At 76.3% G+C, this 16,042-nt stretch carries 13 protein-coding genes; 8 read left to right on the top strand and 5 right to left on the bottom strand.

Annotation, left to right across the window (positions count from 1 at the left end; all coding sequences use genetic code 11):
• The first annotated feature begins 269 nt into the window (after nt 1-269).
• From ABD358_RS22850 to ABD358_RS22860, 3 genes are read left to right on the top strand one after another with little or no spacing between them, the layout of a single operon-like run.
• Nucleotides 270-2,087, top strand: coding sequence for an RNA ligase family protein (locus ABD358_RS22850; RefSeq protein WP_344632992.1), 1,818 nt, complete (start codon nt 270-272; stop codon nt 2,085-2,087).
• The gene (locus ABD358_RS22855; protein WP_344632993.1) at nt 2,087-4,942 is read left to right on the top strand and encodes a poly(A) polymerase; all 2,856 of its coding nucleotides are present in this window, start codon (nt 2,087-2,089) and stop codon (nt 4,940-4,942) included. Before ABD358_RS22850 ends, ABD358_RS22855 begins: the two co-directional genes overlap by 1 nt.
• Before the next feature lie 45 nt (nt 4,943-4,987).
• Complete coding sequence (locus ABD358_RS22860) at nt 4,988-5,662, top strand: hypothetical protein (protein WP_344632994.1); 675 nt, start codon at nt 4,988-4,990, stop codon at nt 5,660-5,662.
• A 70-nt stretch (nt 5,663-5,732) separates the two neighbouring features.
• Here ABD358_RS22860 and ABD358_RS22865 read toward each other — a convergent pair whose 3' ends face one another.
• Nucleotides 5,733-6,497 carry a class I SAM-dependent methyltransferase gene (locus ABD358_RS22865; protein ID WP_344632995.1) on the bottom strand — a complete coding sequence of 255 codons (765 nt, stop codon included), beginning with the start codon at nt 6,495-6,497 and terminating at the stop codon, nt 5,733-5,735.
• Between the two features lie 305 nt (nt 6,498-6,802).
• Here ABD358_RS22865 and pnuC point away from each other — a divergent pair, with 305 nt between their 5' ends.
• The 5 genes from pnuC (at nt 6,803) to ABD358_RS22890 (ending at nt 12,463) form a co-directional block, all read left to right on the top strand.
• Nucleotides 6,803-7,468, top strand: a complete 666-nt coding sequence (gene pnuC, locus ABD358_RS22870) for a nicotinamide riboside transporter PnuC (RefSeq protein ID WP_344632996.1) — start codon at nt 6,803-6,805, stop codon at nt 7,466-7,468.
• Nucleotides 7,465-8,571, top strand: coding sequence for an AAA family ATPase (locus tag ABD358_RS22875; RefSeq protein ID WP_344632997.1), 1,107 nt, complete (start codon nt 7,465-7,467; stop codon nt 8,569-8,571). Before pnuC ends, ABD358_RS22875 begins: the two co-directional genes overlap by 4 nt.
• Nucleotides 8,572-8,938: 367 nt before the next feature.
• On the top strand, nt 8,939-9,304 hold the full coding sequence (locus ABD358_RS22880) for a hypothetical protein (RefSeq protein WP_344632998.1): 366 nt from the start codon (nt 8,939-8,941) through the stop codon (nt 9,302-9,304).
• Nucleotides 9,305-9,995: 691 nt separating this feature from the next.
• Nucleotides 9,996-12,125 (top strand): N-6 DNA methylase, encoded by a 2,130-nt coding sequence (locus ABD358_RS22885; protein WP_344632999.1) that lies wholly within the window; start codon nt 9,996-9,998, stop codon nt 12,123-12,125.
• Nucleotides 12,020-12,463: an NUDIX domain-containing protein gene (locus tag ABD358_RS22890; protein WP_344633000.1), complete on the top strand. Its 444-nt coding sequence runs from the start codon at nt 12,020-12,022 to the stop codon at nt 12,461-12,463. Before ABD358_RS22885 ends, ABD358_RS22890 begins: the two co-directional genes overlap by 106 nt.
• A gap of 96 nt (nt 12,464-12,559) precedes the next feature.
• On the opposite strand, the gene ABD358_RS22895 is transcribed toward ABD358_RS22890, so the two are convergent.
• The 4 genes from ABD358_RS22895 to mgrA all read right to left on the bottom strand — a co-directional run bounded on the left by ABD358_RS22895 (nt 12,560) and on the right by mgrA (nt 16,000).
• Nucleotides 12,560-13,210: a class I SAM-dependent DNA methyltransferase gene (locus tag ABD358_RS22895; RefSeq protein ID WP_344633001.1), complete on the bottom strand. Its 651-nt coding sequence runs from the start codon at nt 13,208-13,210 to the stop codon at nt 12,560-12,562.
• A gap of 78 nt (nt 13,211-13,288) precedes the next feature.
• Nucleotides 13,289-14,125, bottom strand: a complete 837-nt coding sequence (locus ABD358_RS22900; RefSeq protein ID WP_344633002.1) for an AAC(3) family N-acetyltransferase — start codon at nt 14,123-14,125, stop codon at nt 13,289-13,291.
• A 96-nt stretch (nt 14,126-14,221) separates the two neighbouring features.
• On the bottom strand, nt 14,222-14,962 hold the full coding sequence (locus ABD358_RS22905; RefSeq protein WP_344633003.1) for a ThuA domain-containing protein: 741 nt from the start codon (nt 14,960-14,962) through the stop codon (nt 14,222-14,224).
• Between the two features lie 48 nt (nt 14,963-15,010).
• Complete coding sequence (mgrA, locus tag ABD358_RS22910) at nt 15,011-16,000, bottom strand: L-glyceraldehyde 3-phosphate reductase (protein ID WP_344633004.1); 990 nt, start codon at nt 15,998-16,000, stop codon at nt 15,011-15,013.
• Nucleotides 16,001-16,042: the final 42 nt, after the last annotated feature.

The following is a 16,042-nucleotide window of genomic DNA, read 5'->3' on the forward strand; positions in this document are numbered from 1 at the left end:
TCCTCGTACGGCCGGGCGCCCCGGCCCGAGGCGGACGGACACGGAGGCGGTTCCACCGCCTCCGCCGGAGGAACCGGTGAGGGGCGTCCCCGTGACCGTGCGTCACCCCCGCACCCCGCCGGTGGGCGGCGGCGCACAGCCCGTCGGGCCGCACGGAGTCACAACCCGCACGGTCCGCCGTCCGGCCCGTCTGCGGTTATTCGCTGGAGCCCCTTCCGCCCCGCTCCTACAGTGATCCGCGCCCCAACAAGCCCTGCCAGGAGCGGATCATGCGTGTGCACTACCCCCGTACGCCGCACCTGCCGTGGTCGCCGGGGGCGTCGTCGGACGACGTGCGGGCCGGGGACCTGTCGGGGCTGCGGGGCGCCGAGGTGGTGGTCACCGAGAAACTCGACGGGGAGAACACCACCCTCTACCGCGACGGGATGCACGCCCGCTCGCCCGACTCCGCGCACCACCCCTCGCGCGCCTGGGTCAAGGCGCTGCAGGGGCGGATCGGTGCGGCGATACCGCCGGGTTGGCGGGTGTGCGGGGAGAACGTCTTCGCCCGGCACTCGATCCCCTACGAGGACCTGGAGAGCTACTTCTACGGCTTCTCCGTGTGGGACGACCGCGACCGCTGCCTGGACTGGGACGGCACCGTGCGGTTCCTGCGGCGGCTGGGCGTGCCGGTGCCGCGTGTGCTGTGGCGGGGCGTGTACGACGAACGGGCCCTGCGCGCGCTGAGGTTGGACACCGCGCGCCGGGAGGGGTACGTGGTGCGCACGGTCGGGGGGTTCGCGCGAGAGGAGTTCGGGCGGCGGGTGGCCAAGTGGGTGCGTCCGGGCCATGTGCGGACGGACACGCACTGGATGCACGCCGCCGTCGTGGAGAACCGCCTGGGCCCGTCCGCCGCGCTGTGGGCCGTCCGCTCCGGGGCCGCCCCGGACGTCTCCGCGCTGTCGGCCGCCGTCGGCACGGCGCCGGCGGACGGGGAGGCCGCCGGGGCGGCCGTGGCCGAGGTGTCCGACCGGCTCGACGTGCTGGGACGGACGGGGGACGCGCGGCTGGCCGGTGTGCTGGCGGCGCTGCTGCACGGCGTTCCCCGGGCCCGGGTGGCGTCCCGGTCGGCCGCACCGCTGGGGATGCCCCTGGCGCGGCGCGTCGCCGACCTGGTCGGGCTGGCTCCGCTCCTGCACCGCCCCCGTCCCGACGGGGAGCGCCGGGCCGGGCTGGTGCGGATGGCGTTCGCCGCCGACCTGGGGGTGCTGCACGCGGTCGCCGCCTCGGTCCTGGCCGGCCGGACGGACGCGGAGGCGGCGGGGGCGCACGAGCAGGTGGAGTGGTCCGCGCTGCACGCCGAGGACGCCGGGCTGCTGGACGGGACGCCCCTGCGCCGGCTGCGGGCGGGGCTGCGCGAGGCGCTCTCCGGTGCGGGGCTGGACGGGGACGCGGCGGACCGGTGCTGGGCGGAGGCGCGGGAGGCGTACGCGCTGGGCCGGATCGGCGGGCCGGGAGGGAACGCGGGACGGGACGCGGGGAGCGCCGTGGAGGAGGCCGTGGCGGCGACCTGGCGGTGGCGGTCCGGGGAGTTCCCCCGGCTGGTCCATCTGGTCGGGCCGTCGGGCAGCGGGAAGAGCACCTTCGCCGCGGGCCTCCCCGGCGTCGGCGCGTACGTCGGCCTGGACGACCTGCGGCAGGCCCGCGGCTCCCGCGCCGACCAGCGCGCCAACGACGACGTGCTGCGGGAGGGTCTGGCCCGGCTCGACGCCGCCCTGGCCGCGGGCGGGGGGACGACGGTGGTGTGGGACGCCACCTCCCTCACCCCGCAGCAGCGCTCGAAGGTGCACGCGGTCGCGCGCCGCCGGAACGCGCTGGTCACGCATGTCGTCGCGCTGGTCGGCGAGGAGGAGCTGGCGCGGCGCAACACCGTCCGGCCGCATCCGGTGCCGCCGGGGGTGCTCGCCGCGCAGTCGCGCCGTTTCGTCCCGCCGTACCCGGGTCAGGCGCACCGCACGTGGTACGTCGGGAGCGGCGGGACGGTCGGGGACGCCGACGGGCATCTGGGCGGAGGCCCGGAAGGGGCCCCTGACGGAGAGGAGTGGTGATGCGCACCAGCGAGGAGGTCTACCACCAGATCCGCTGGGACCCCCGCCTCGACCCGGCCCGGTTCGTGGTGGGCGTCCGGCAGCGCGGGGCCGGGCCCAAGCGGATCCCGCTGCCCGCCTTCACGCCCGGCGGCGACATCCCCTGGCACCGGGTGCTGTTCGTGGAGGCGGACGGCGAGGTGGTCTGGGACCGCGCCACGGGCGTGGACCGCGTCGGCTCCTCCGGCGCCGGGCGCGTACGCGACCCGCGCCGCCTGCGCGCGCCGTTCTTCACGGCCCGCACGCCCCACGCCTGGGACCCGTCCGCCGGATGGCGGCCCGCGCGGGCCGCCGCCCCGCCCGCCGCGACGGGCGTGCGCGTGCTGACCTGGAACACCCTGTGGGACCGGTACGACAGCGACCGCATCGACACCGCCCGCCGCCGCCCCCTGCTGCTGGCCGCCCTGGAGGAGGCCGACGCGGACGTCATCGCGCTCCAGGAGGTCGAGGCGGGGCTGCTGGCCCTGCTGCTGGACGCCCCCTGGGTCCGCGCCGCCTACACCCTGGGCACCGACCCGCGCGGCGGGGACGTCGACGAGCACGGTCTGCTGCTGCTCAGCCGGCTGCCCGTGCGGGAGGCGGGCGTGCACGCCCTCGGTCCGCACAAGGCCGTCGCCGCCGTCGCCGTCGAGACCGCCTCCGGTCCGCTCACGGTGGCCGCCACCCACCTCACCAGCGACCACGCCCAGGACGGTCCGGCCCGCCGGGAGGCCGAACTGGCCCGGCTGGCCGAGGGGCTGGCCGGGGTCGACGGCGACCTGGTCCTGCTGGGCGACTTCAACGACGGCCGCGACGGCGCGGACGGGCCGGCGGCCGCGCTCGGCCTGCGCGACGCCTGGACGGAGGCCCGCGGCCCCGGCGACCGCACCCCCACCTTCGACCCGGGCGCCAACCCGCTGGCCGCCGTCTCCTCCCTCACCGGCCGGGCCTCCCGCCTGGACCGGATCCTGCTGCGCGGCGACGGCCTGCGCGTCACCGCGGCCGCGCTGCGGGGCGACGCGCCCGCCGAGCGGGGGCTGTACGTGTCGGACCACTACGGCGTGGAGGCCGAGCTGCGCCTGGGCGGGGACGGCGCGGGGGACGTCCTCGACGTGCGCCCCACGGCCCGTACCGCGCTGGCGTGGCTGCCGCCCGGGGAGCTGTGGCCGCCGGTCCAGGAACTCCGGCGGGAGCACGACCCGCAGATCCACCGCTGGCCGCCGCACGTCAACGTGCTGTTCGGGTTCGTCCCGGAGTCGGAGTTCGAGCGGGCCGCTCCGCTGCTGTCCGCCGCGGCGGCCGGGGTGCCGCCGTTCACCGCCCGCCTGGAGGGCGTCCACACCTTCGGGCACCGGGAGGACGCCACCGTCTGGCTCGACCCGGCGGCGAACGGCGGCGAGGGGCCGTGGGCGGAGTTGCACCGCGCGCTGGTGCGGCGGTTCCCCCGCTGCCGGGGCCGCCGCGAGGGCTTCACCCCGCACCTGACGCTGGGCCGCACCACCGACCCCCAGCGGGTCGCGGCCGAGTGCGCCGCCCGGCTGGAGGGCGTCTCGGCGCGGGTCGGGGAGCTGGTGCTGCTCTCCCGCCGGGGCCGCGAGCCGATGCGGCCCCGGGCCACGGTCGCCCTGGGCACGGGCAAGGTGCGGTGGCTTCCCGGGGACGGCGCCGGCACGCCCCCGGCCGGGCCCCGGGACGGGGAGCGGGCCGGGCGGATCGCCCGGCGCGTCGCCGAGGCGCTGCCCGAGGGAACCGTCCACACCGCCGGATCGCGGCGCCTGGGCTGCGCCCTGGACGGCGCGGACCTGGACCTGGTGGCCGCCCTGCCGGGCGACGCGGACATCGCCGGGGTCCGGGCACGGGTGGCTGCGGCACTGTCCGGGGCCGTCCGGATGCGGCAGGTGACGGGGGCCCGGGTGCCGGGGCTGAAGTTCTCCGTGGACGGCCTGGACGTGGACCTCACCGTCGTCGCCACCGGCCCGCTCGACCCCGCCGGGGCGGTGGACCGGCGCACCGGCCTGGGCGAGGCCGCGGCGGTCGCGCTCGGCGCGGTGGCCGACGCGGACGCCGTACGGGACGCGGTCGGCGGCCGGCACGCCGCCTTCGCCCGGCTGGCCCGGCAGGTGAAGGCGTGGGCGCGGGCGCGCGGCCTGGACTCGGCGCCCTTCGGCGGGCTGCCGGGCCTGGCCTGGGCGGTGCTGGCGGCGGCGGTGGTGCGCGAGGCCGGGGACCTGCCCGGGGACGAGCTGCTGCGGCACTTCCACGGCACCTGGGCCGCCTGGGACTGGCGGCGGCCCGTCGGCCTCTCCCCCGCCTCCCCCGCCTCCGCCGCCCCCGCCGGGGACGGGCGGGCCGCGGTGACGGTCCTCACGCCCGCCGCGCCGGTCCGCTCCTGCACCGCGCAGGTGGGCGCCGGCGGCCGGGACCTGCTGGTGCGGGAGTTCTACCGGGCCTGGGAGATCCTGGAGTCGGCCGCCGAGGCCGGCACCGACCCCTGGCCCGAGCTGCTCGCCCCGCCGCCCCTCCACCGCCGCCACGCGGCGTGGGCCGTGCTGACCGTGGACCCGCCCGGTGACGGGGAGTTCGAGGAGGTCCTGGGCGCCGTGCGGGGCCGGCTGCGGGCGCTGCTCGCCGCCCTGGAGGACGCCGGGGCGGCGGACGTCCACGCCTGGCCCCGCCCGTTCGAGACCGGACCGTCCCTGGCCCGGTACGCCATCGGTCTCGGCCGCACCCCGCCCGGCAGGGGCGTGGTCGCCGGGATCGCCGGGAGGTGGGGCCGGGGCCTGCCGGGGGTCGGGGTCGAGGTGGTGGAGGGCGGCGCGGTGCCCACCCTGCGCTGAGCGGGACCCGCGGGGATTGTCGGTGGCGTGCGCTTGGATGGCCCCGTGACCGTCCACGACATCGCCCGCCGGCTGCCCGGCATCGCCGCCCTCCGCGACCACTGCCGTGCCATGGCCATGGTGGAGGCCGTCCTGAACCCGGAGAGGGACTTCCGCCACCACTCCTTCGACGCCCGCTGGTCCGGGACGGAGGAGCTGGCCTCGATGGACAACGGCTCGGGGGACGAGTACTCGATCGTCTTCTCCGCGGCCGGCGCGTACATACGCGGTTTCGACCACGAGTCGCCCATGAGCCCCTACGCCGAGCACGGCGCTCCCTGGCCGGGCGTGCTCGACGAGGTCCCGGAGGTCTTCCGGCCGTACGTCGAGGAGCCGGCGTTCTGCGACGAGGACGGCATGCCCTTCGTCACCGCCTGCCTGTGGCGGGAGCCGGGGGACGGCGCCTGGCGGGCGGGGACGATCGCCTTCCCCGAGGACGCGGACGACCACGGCGACCCCGACGGCGCCGGGTACCTGTTCGAGCTGCTGGTGGACCGCTCACCGGAGGCTTTCCGGCGGTTCGCCGAGGACTACTACGAGATGCCGGTCGACCCGGAGGCCGTCCGCCACGTCTTCGCCCTGCGGCCGCTGACCGGCGAGGTGGTCGCCGCGCTGAACCCCGGGGTCACCCTGGCCGGCCTCGCCCGGGACATCGAGGAGATCGGCTACCCGAGGGGGTGACGGGCTCCGGTCGGGGACCCGCTCCACGGGCTCCCGACCACGGTTTGCCTCACGGTTCGGCCACGGTGCCTCACGGTTTGGCCGCGGTGACGATGCGCGTCCCACGAGGGCCGGGGGCGTCGTGCCGGACGTCCAGTCCCGCGGCGCGGCACTGCCCGGCGAGCCAGGACGGGTCGATCCGGAGCTTGGGGTAGCAGCCGGTCCGCAGCGTCCAGGTGTCCCCGGAGCGGGTGTGGACCAGGTCGTGGACGGTGACGGTGTCCTCGTCCGTGTACTCCAGGAAGCAGGTCATGACACGGTCCGCGGTGGCACGCACGGGGATGAAACGGTCGGTGCCGGTCAGCGGCGCCGTCAGGTCGCGGTAGCCGATGACGAGCAGGCCGCCCGGCGCGAGGGACCGGGCGATGTCGTCCAGCAGGGACGTCACGTCCTCCTTGTCCGGCAGGTGCGTCAGAGTGTCGCCCATGCAGACGACGGCGGCCGCGCCGGACGGCCCGACGTGCTCCGGGAGGATGTGACGGATGTCGCCGTGGACCGGGTGGACGACGCCGGCGGCCGCGGTTCCGGCCGCGCGGGCGGCCAGTTCGTCCAGCAGAGCCCGGCTGGTGTCGACGGCGAGCACCCGGTCGAAGCCCAGCCCGGCCAGGGCCAGACTCTGCGGGCCGGGACCGCAGCCGAGGTCGACCGCGAGCGTCCCGGCCGGTCCCGGCCGCACCCCGAGATCGCGCAGCAGCCGCTCCTGATCGGCGGCCAGGGAGGGGATGTCCCCGCCCAGCATCCAGGTGTAGTGCTCCGCCAGGAGACGGTCGTAGTGTTCGGCAGCGGTGTTCGTCATGCGGGAGGTCACTCCTTCGAAGCGGTACGCGCGGAACGCGGCAGCGGGGCCCGGCGGCCCCTGGAACCGTAGACCGGCCACCGGCGGCTCCGCGGCGATCGGCCGGAGGGCTTCGGGAATTCGCCGCGGGGCGGCCTGCCGCCGTCCGCCGTGCGGCCGCCCACGTCCACCGGGACGGAACGGTGAGCGCCCGTCGCGCCATGCGTGTCCGCTTTCCGGAACGGATGCCGCTCCTGTCGACTTATTCCCTTGCCAACATGCGGCGCCCCCCTTATCGTCACTCTGACACTTAAGGAGGTCGCCGCGTGACCGACATCGCGGACCTGCTCGCTCCCCTCCAGGAACCCCTGTTCACCCTGCTCGACACCCCCGTGAGCTGGACGGAGGTGCTGGGCTTCGGCAGCGGGGCGCTGTGCGTGTGGCTCGTCGCCCGCCAGCACATCGCCAACTGGCCGATCGGCATCGCCAACAACCTGCTGTTCATTCTGCTGTTCACCGGCGCCGGCCTGTACGCGGACGCCGGACTCCAGGTCGTCTACATCGCGCTGGCGGTGTACGGCTGGTGGTCGTGGACGGCCGGCGGCCCGGAGGCCGCCTCGGGGCGCCTGCCGGTCACCCGCACCGACGCCCGCACCTGGTGGGTGCTGGCGCCGGCGACCGTGGCCGTCACCGCGGGCCTGACCCTGCTGCTGACGAGCGCCACCGACTCCACCGTGCCCTTCTGGGACGCCCTGACCACCGCGCTGTCGCTGGCCGCCACCTACGGCCAGTGCCGCAAGAAGGTCGAGTCCTGGTACCTGTGGATCGCCGCCGACATCGTCTACGTCCCCCTCTACGCCTACAAGGGCCTCTACCTCACCGCGCTGCTCTACGTGGGCTTCATGGCCCTGTGCGTGGCCGGGCTGCTGGGCTGGCGGCGCGAACTGGCCGGGCGCGGGACGCCGGGATCCCCGGTGGAGGCGGCGGCGTGAGCGCGACCGGCCGGGGCGGCGGGGAGTTCGGGCACGGCCTGGTGCTGGGCAAGTTCTATCCGCCGCACGCCGGCCACCACCACCTGGTCCGCACCGCCGCCGCGCGCTGCCGCCGGCTCACGGTGCTGGTGTGCGCCTCCTCCGTGGAGTCCATCCCCCTGGAGGACCGGGTGGCGTGGATGCGGGAGGCGCACCCCGAGGAGGGCGTCGACGTCGTCGGCGCGGTGGACGACGTCCCCGTCGACTACTCCGACCCCGGCATCTGGGACGCCCACATGGCCGTCTTCCGGGCCGCCGTCCCCGAGCCGGTCGACGCCGTCTTCACCTCCGAGGCGTACGGCGCCGAGCTCGGCCGCCGCTTCGGGGCGGCGGCGGTCACCGTCGACCTCGACCGCACCGCGTACCCGGTCTCCGGCACCGCCGTCCGCAAGGACCCCGTGGGCTGCTGGGAGTATCTGGCCGCCCCGGTGCGGGCCGCTCTGGCCCGCCGGGTGGTCGTCGTCGGCGCGGAGTCCACCGGGACCACCACCCTCGCCCGCGCCCTGGCCGCGCACTACCGCTCCCGCGGCGGGGTGTGGGCGGACACCCGCTGGGTGCCCGAGTACGGGCGGCGGTACAGCGAGGAGAAGTACGCGCGGCTGCGGGCGGAGAGGCCCGGCGCGGCACTGGAGGAACTCGTCTGGGAGTCGGGCGAGTTCGAACTGATAGCGGAACGCCAGCTCGCCGACGAGGACGCCGCCGCGCGCACCGGCTCGCCCGTGCTGTTCTGCGACACCGACGCCCTGGCCACCACCGTCTGGCACGAGCGCTACACCGGTGGCCGCAGCCCGGCGGTCGAGGCGGTCGCCGCCCGCGGCCGCCACCACCTGTGGCTGCTCACCGACCACGAGGGCGTGCCGTTCGAGGACGACGGGCTGCGCGACGGGGAGCACCTGCGGGCCTGGATGACCGGCCGCTTCCGCACCGAGCTGTCCCGCCGCGGCCTGCCCCATCTGGTCCTCACCGGCGCCCGCGAGGAGCGGCTGCGCACCGCCGTGGCGGCCGTCGACGAACTCCTGGCGCGGGGCTGGCACTTCGCCGACCCCCTCCCGGTGAACGGCTGACGGCCGCCTCCAGACGACCGGCCGGAAGGACCGGTCCGGTCGCCGTGCCCCCTCCTCGCGGCGACCGGACCGGTGTGCGACGGCCGCGGCCGTCGCAACCGGGGCGCCCTCGTACCCGGGTTCCCCGCCGTGCGCCGCGGCTCCTGCGGCGGACGCCGCCCGAACCGCCTCCGCCCGCCGGACCCGACAAAAGAACTCCGATGCGCCGCCACTATACATGGCATGCATTGACTCCATTCACAATGCCGCGAGATCGGGCCATTCCCACCCGGTGCGCCGACTCCTCAATCACGTGAGCTCAGTTGACATGTCTACGGGCTTCCGGCAGCCTTTCAGCGGTCATCCGGAGGGGAACAGGGGGCGGACGATGCGGAAGGGCACGCCGGAGTACGAGGACGCACTGGCCGACATGGTGGAGATCCTCCGGGACCGGGCCCGCCGGAGGGCTCCCCTCACCTACACCGACCTGAGCCGGGAACTGGCACGGCGGGGGCACCACGTCCCGCCCCGCTTCGGAGCGATGCCCCACCTCCTGGCGGACGCGACCGCACAGGAGAGCCCCGACGGGTCGGCTCCCCTCCTCTCCGCCCTGGTGGTGCTCCAGGCCACGGGCAGGCCCTCCGGCGGCTTCTACGAACTGGCCCGCAGGCTCCCCTACTCGCGGCGCGAGGACGACGACTCCCTGTGGGAGGCGGAACTCACCCGCCTGGAGCGGCACTACGCCTCCGAGTGACGCACCCCCGCCTGCCCACCGGCACGGCGCGGGCGCACCGCGATCCCCGCTCCGCCGGATCCGGCCCGCCCGGCCGCGGCCGGGGCCACGACCCGCCCACGCGTCCTCCACCACGCCTTCCGCCGCGTCCGGGCCGGTGACGCCCCTCGCGGGTGCGGCCACCCCTCGCACACGAACCGGGCCGTCCGGACGGACGGCCCTTTCCGCATGCCCCGGCCCGGGGCCCACGCCGTCCCGGCGGCCACAGCGGCTCGGCGGAAGCCACCGCGCCGAAGAGGACCGCGACCGGGGCCGCCGGCGAGCGCCCGGCCCGGCCGGGGCCCGCCACCCCGGCCCGCACTGAACCGCGCCCGCCCCCTCCGGATACCGCGCGAGGACGGCGACGCGGGTACGGCGAGCAGGCCGGAGCGGCGGCCGGCGCGGCTCTCGCCGGGCGCGCGCCGCCACGGGCGGCCACCGCCGGGGCCGCCGCCGGGCCCGGACACGCCCCTCGCGAGGCCGCTCCCCACCCCCTTGTTTCCCCTTCGCCCGCGTTTTCGTACGTAAGCACGCATCTTCACCTTGTGAACCCAGTCAATGAGCGTAGTAACCTGCCCAATGACACGAGCTGTTCGAATCTCCACCTCGACCGACGTTCCTTCAAATTCGAACAGCCGCTCGCGATGACCCGCCGACGACCTCGGAGACCTCCATGCCTTCCACACGCGCAGTTCCGGTCACTCTCGCGGAGATCGCGCGGATCGCCGGCGTGGGACGGGCCGCCGTCAGCAACTGGCGGCGCCGCCACGACACGTTCCCCGAGCGGATCGGCGGCACCGACGCCAGCCCCCTGTTCTCCCTCGCCCAGGTCGAGCAGTGGCTGCGCGAGAACGGCAAGCTCAAGGACGTCGGCGACCGGGAACTGCTCTGGCCCGGCTTCGAGGCCCTCGGCAGCCGGGACGAGACCGGTCTGGCCATCGCCGAGGCCGGACGGCGGATGCGCGGCGGCCGGGCCCGGACCTCCGGCCCCGAACTGTCCGAGCAGGCCCGCGAACTGGTCGGCGAGGCCGTGGCCCTGGGGCGGCGCGAAGGACCTCGGGAGACCTTCGAGTTCCTGCTGCAACGCTGGCTGGACGCCCACGTCCGCCAGGTCAGCGCCAGCCCCCGCCCCCTGGCGGCCCTGATGGCCGAGCTCGCCCTCACCGCCCTGCCGCCGCGGCCCGGCGCCCCGCTGACCGTGCTCGACCCGGCCTGCGGCGCCGGACACCTGCTGGACGCCGCCGCCCGCGCCGCCTCGGCGGCCGGCGCGTCCCCGGTCACCCTCCTGGGCTGCGACAACGACCCGGCCCTGGCCGCCCTGGCCGCCGCACGCCTGGCCTTCGCCTCGGACGAGACCGACGGGGTGACGGCGGACGTGCGCGAGGGCGACTCGCTGCGGGCCGACCCGCACGCACAGGCCGTGGCGGACGTCGCCCTGTGCAACCCCCCGTTCAACGAACGCGACTGGGGCTACGAGGAACTCTCCACCGACCCGCGCTGGGTGCACGGCCTGCCGCCGCGCACCGAGTCCGAACTCGCCTGGGTGCAGCACGTCCTGGCCCGGCTGCGGCCCGGCGGCACCGCCGTGCTGCTGCTGCCGCCCGCCGTGGCCTCCCGCAGGGCCGGACGCAGGATCCGCGGGGCGCTGCTGCGCGCCGGACTGCTCCACGCCGTCATCGCCCTGCCCCCGGGCTGCGCCCAGCCGCACAGCGTGTCCCTCCACCTGTGGCTGCTGCGCGCCCCCGACGGCACCGGGCCGTCCCCGGCCACCGGCGTACTGCTGGCCGACGCGTCGCAGTCCCAGCAGGCGGCGGGCCGCGAGGGCGGTGTGGACTGGGAGGCGCTGGGCGCCTTCGTACGGTCCGCAGCCGGGGCGTTCGGGCGAGGAGAGGACGAACTGCCCGACGGCGCCCGGCGCATGGCCGTCATCGACCTGCTGGACGAGGAGGTGGACCTCACCCCCGGGCGGCACGTCGCCCCCGCCGCGGGCGGCGAGGACCTCCGGCTGGAGGACGCCTGGCAGGGCTTCGCCGAGGCCGTCGCCGGGCTGCGCACCACCGGCAAGGCCCTGGCCGCCCTGGAACCGGCCGGCGCGGACGAGGCCAGGCGCCCGACGACGACCGTGGGGGAACTCGCCCGCGCCGGAGCTCTCGTCCTGCGCGGCGGCCAGCAGCCGCCGGACGGGACGGTCATGAGCGGCGAACCGGCCGGCGACGGCCTGCCCCTGCTGACCGTCGCGGATCTGGTGCAGGGCGGCGGCCCGACCGGGTGGCTCCCCCGGGCCGAGGTGGACGGACGGAAGGCCGTGGTCGTCGAGCCCGGAGACGTCGTGGTGGCCGGCGTGATCCGCGCCTTCACCGCCTGGGTCCACCAGGGACCGCCCACGGTGCTCGGCGCCCAGCTGTACTCCCTGCGCGTGGACCCGGAGAAGCTGGACGCCTGGTTCCTGGCGGGCTGCCTGCGGGCGCCGTCCAACGGGCGGCAGGCGGGCACCCACGCCTCCAGCGCCTCACGGGTGGACGTGCGCAGGCTCCAGGTCCTCCACCTCCCCCTGGCCGAGCAGCTGCCCTACAGCGAGGCGTTCCGGCAGCTCACCGCCTTCGAGGAGTTCCGCGCCCGGCTGGACGGCATCGCCTCCCGGCTGGTGCGCGACCTCAGCGACGGCCTGGCGGCGGGACGGCTGCCAGAATCGCCGGCATGGCGCACGAGGACGGAACGGCCCCCTCCCCGGGCCGCGGCGGGCAGCGGCCCCTGGCGGTGGTCGCCGCCGCGGTCGTCCGGGAGGGGCGGCTGCTGGTGGTGAGCAAGAGGGCGGCCCCGGACGTCTTCTACCTGCCCGGCGGCAAGCCCGGCCCGGGCGAGGGCCCGCTGGAGACCCTGGTGCGGGAGCTGGACGAGGAACTCGGCGTGGAGCCGCTGGAACCGCGCCTCCTCGCCCGCGTCGAAGCCGTGGCCGCGCTGGAGGGCGTGCCCCTGCGCCTGACGGTGTTCGGGGCGCGCTTCGAGGGCGAGCCCCGTCCGGCGGCCGAACTGGCGGACCTGCGGTGGATCACCGGCCGCGAGAGCGGGATCCGCCTCTCCCCCGCCCTGCGCGACCACGTGCTGCCGCTGCTGCGGCGGCGCGGTGCGCTCCCGTCGTAGCCGCCCCGGCCCGGCACGGTTCCCGGCGCCGCCCGGCACGGTTCCCGGCACCCCGCGGGACGCGGCGGCCCCTCCCCCGTCCCGGCGTCCCGGCGGTCACGCCTCCTGCCGCCTGCGGGCCAGCAGGCAGGCCTGCGGGGTCCTCTCCTCCTCGGGCTCGCGCAGCATCCGGGCCCGCACCTCGAACCCGGCTTCCTCCAGCAGGACGGCCACGCGGTCGGGCCGCAGGCGGTGGAAGTCGAGCGAGACCTCGTGGCCGAGCGCCTCGTCGAGGTGCAGGAGCCCGTCGCCGGTCTGGAAGGCGAGCAGCAGGTGGCCGCCCGGCGCCAGCACCCGGTGGAACCCGCCGAACACCTCCGGCAGCAGGTCCGGCGGCAGGTGGATGACGGAGTACCAGGCGACGAGCCCGGCGAGCGAGCCGTCGGCCAGGTCCAGTTCCGTCATCGAGCCCTCCTCGAACCGCAGGTGGGGATGGGTCCGCCGGGCGAGGCCGACCATCGCGGGCGACAGGTCGATGCCGAAGGCGTCCACGCCCAGGCCGTGGAGGAAGGCCGTGATCCGGCCGGGCCCGCAGCCGACCTCGGCGACCCGCCCGCCGCCGGCGGCCCGTACGTACTCGGCGAACGCGACGAGCATCGCGCGGTTCAGCGGCCTGTCCTCCAGGTCGGCGGCGGCGTACTCGGCGTAGTCGGCGGCGATGGCGTCGTAGGAGGCACGGGTGGCGCTCAGCCAGGAGGGTTCGGTCATGGACCGGGACGGTATCCGCCTCCGGCCCGGCGGGGGACGGTTTCCGGACGGCCCGGTCCGGCCGGCGCCCCCGAGGGGTCAGCCGAGGGGGAACGTCCCGAGCGGGCCGCCGGCGGCGGCGTCGCGGCAGCGCAGGCAGCCGGGGTCGGCGCAGCGGGTGGCCTCCGGGTCGGCGGCGACGGCGGCCGACGCGGCGGCGAGCGCCCGCGCCACCGAGTGGGCGGTCCACCGGGAGGCGCCCACCGAGGCCGTGCGCGCGTACGGGCGCAGGACCGGTTCCAGCCGGGGGAAGCCCTCCGAGCAGCCGCCCGCCTCGACCAGGGCGGTCCGGCCGTCGGCCAGGCGGCCGCAGCGGAGGAACAGCCGCCGTCCGGCCATCTGCTCGGCCAGGTGCAGGGACGTCATCCGGTTCAGGCCCACCCCGAGCAGCAGGACGGTGCCGTCGCGCTCCGCCAGGGCCCGCAGGGGGGCGTAGACGTCGGCCGGGCTCTGCGCCCCGGTCAGTTCGGCGGCCAGGGGTCCGACGGCCGCGAAGGACCCCACGGGGTGGTCGCCGCGGTGCGCGTCGCCGCGGGCGATCAGCGCGGCCGGAAGCACGCCCATGCCGGCGTCGATCAGACCGCAGTCGGTGGTGTACGGGACGCCGGACGGGACGGGTCCGCCGGGGTCGTCCGAGTAGAGGACGCCGTTGCGTTCGGGGCGCATCCCCGCCGGTGCCCACACCCCGCAGTGGGAGTGGCTGAAGGAGGGGACCAGCACCGTGCGCCCGCGCGAGAGGAGGGCGTCGAGCACCGCGTCCGCGCCGCCCGGGACGGGCTCGCCGAACGACCGCAGCGAGGAGTGGACCATGACCGGCCCGCCCTCCGGCACCAGGGTGTCCACGGCGTCGGCGAGGTGCTGGGCGGTGATCGTCACGGCGTCTCCTCCGGCGGACGGGTCCCGCGGACCGGGCCCGCCATGCTACCCGCCGGGCCGTCACCGGTCCGGCGGGTCACCGGACGCGGTCCGCCGTCACCGCTCGTACCAGCCCCTCTCGCGGCGCTCCGACGTCCAGGGGACGGCCCGCGGCGCGGCGGCGGCCCCCGTCTCCAGCCCGGCGGCCCAGAACGCCGCGTTGGCCAGGACGGTGCGGACGTCCGGGCGGCGGTAGACGGGGTACTCCTCGTGGCCGGGGCTGAAGTAGAAGATCCGGCCGAGCCCGCGCCGGTAGGCGATCCCGCTGCGGAAGACCTCGCCGCCCTCGAAGGTCGAGAGGAACACCAGCTCGTCGGGGGCGGGGACGTCGAACGGCTCGGCGTACATCTCCTGCTCGGGGATGACCATCGGCTGCGGCACCCCGGCGGCGACGGGGTGCGTGACGTCGACCGTCCACACCACCTCGCGGTCGCCGTGGCGCCAGCCGGAGATCCTGCCGCTGGTGCCCAGCAGGGCGCGGAAGACCTTGGACTCGGCGCTGGAGTGCAGCAGGACCAGTCCCATGCCCTCCAGCACCCGGGCGCGCACCCGCTCCACGGTCCCGTCGCGCACCTCGGCGTGCCGCCGGTGGCCCCACCAGAAGAGCACGTCCGTCTCCTCCAGGACGGTGCCGCCGAGGCCGTGGTCCTCCTCGTCCATGGCGGCGGTGCGCACGTCCAGGCCCTCGCGGGAGGCGAGGCCGGCGGCGATGGCGGCGGGCATGCCCTCGGGGTAGGCCGCGGCCGTCGCCGCGTCGTCCGGTCCGCACTCGGTCCAGACCGTCACGGCGATGGCCACGCCGTACTCCTTCCGGTCCCTTGCCGTTCCGTTCCGCGTCCGCCGGGGCTACCGGGCGTGGCGGTCGATCTCGGCGAGTTCGTCGTCGGTGAAGTCGAGGTTGCCGATGGCGGCGACGTTGTCCTCCAGCTGCGCGACGCTGCTGGCCCCGATGAGCGCGGAGGTCACCCGTCCGCCGCGCAGCACCCAGGCGAGGGCCATCTGCGCCAGGGACTGGCCGCGCCGCCGGGCGATCCCGTCGAGGGCGCGGACCTTCTCCAGGGTCTCCTCGGTGATGCCCTCGGCGGTCAGGAAGGGGCTGGCGGACGCGGCCCGGGAGTCGGCGGGGATGCCGGACAGGTAGCGGTCGGTCAGCAGCCCCTGGGCCAGCGGGGAGTAGGCGATCGAGCCCGCGCCGGCCTCCTCCAGGGCGTCGAGCAGGCCGTCCTCCACCCAGCGGTTGAACATCGAGTACGACGGCTGGTGGATCAGCAGCGGAGTGCCCAGGTCGGCCAGGATGCGGGCCGCCTCGCGGGTCTGCTCGGGACTGTAGTTGGAGATGCCCACGTACAGCGCCTTGCCCTGCCGGACGGCGGTGGCCAGCGCCCCCATCGTCTCCTCCAGGGGCGTGTCGGGGTCGGGGCGGTGGGAGTAGAAGATGTCCACGTACTCCACGCCCAGGCGGCTCAGGCTCTGGTCCAGGCTGGCCAGGAGGTACTTGCGCGAGCCCCATTCGCCGTACGGGCCGGACCACATGTGGTAGCCGGCCTTGGTGGAGATGACGATCTCGTCGCGGTAGGGGCGGAGGTCGCGGGCGAGGTGGCGGCCGAAGTTGGCCTCGGCGGCGCCGGGCGGCGGGCCGTAGTTGTTGGCCAGGTCGAAGTGGGTGATCCCCAGGTCGAAGGCGCGGCGCAGGATCGCCCGCTGGGTCTCCAGCGGCCGGTCGTCGCCGAAGTTGTGCCACAGCCCCAGCGAGATCGCCGGCAGCTTCAGTCCACTGTGGCCGACGCGGCGGTAGGGCATGGTGTCGTACCGGGCCTCCGCGGCGGTGTACGTCATGGTGCTCCTCAGCGGGGACAAGCTCGGGTGAACAAGGGCGGG

It is taken from the genome of Streptomyces glaucosporus (genome assembly GCF_039533345.1).
Taxonomy (GTDB): Bacteria; Actinomycetota; Actinomycetes; order Streptomycetales; family Streptomycetaceae; genus Streptomyces; species Streptomyces glaucosporus.